General features: G+C 70.1%; 1 protein-coding gene. It reads right to left on the bottom strand.

Features of this window, described 5'->3' with window-relative positions:
- Positions 1-39: 39 nt before the first annotated feature.
- The coding region (locus K9U40_RS23700) for a sensor histidine kinase (protein WP_282892507.1) at positions 40-458 on the bottom strand (419 nt) is incomplete at its 5' end.

The following is a 458-nucleotide window of genomic DNA, read 5'->3' on the forward strand; positions in this document are numbered from 1 at the left end:
GTTCATGGCAGGGAGCGTACAGGGGCGCGGAGGGCCTTCTCAGACGACGATTGTGTCAAACAGCGAGGCCGGCCCCGGCCGGTGGGCGCGCCGGAAGGCCACGGTGAAGGCGTTGCCGCCGACCGCGCCGCGCTCCAGCACCCGCGTGAGCCGCTGGTAGGCGATGGAGGCGCCGTGGCGCTGGCAGAGTTCGCGGCAGATGTAGAGGCCCAGGCCGCTGGAGCGGCTCTCCGACGAGAAGAAGGGCTCGAACAGATGGCGCTCCACGGTCTTGTCCAGCGGTGCGCCGTCGCTCCAGACCTGCAGGTGGGCCTGGCCCGCGCCATTCACGTACGTGGCGATGCAGAGCGAATCCGGTTCCCCGCCCATGTAGCGCAGGGCGTTGTCCAGCAGGTTCACCAGCACCCGCCGCAGGTGCTCGGCGTCGAACTCCACCTGCGTGCCCGCGGTATGCAGCG

Origin of the sequence: Xanthobacter autotrophicus, from assembly GCF_030015065.1 — a bacterium.
GTDB lineage: Bacteria > Pseudomonadota > Alphaproteobacteria > Rhizobiales > Xanthobacteraceae > Xanthobacter > Xanthobacter autotrophicus_D.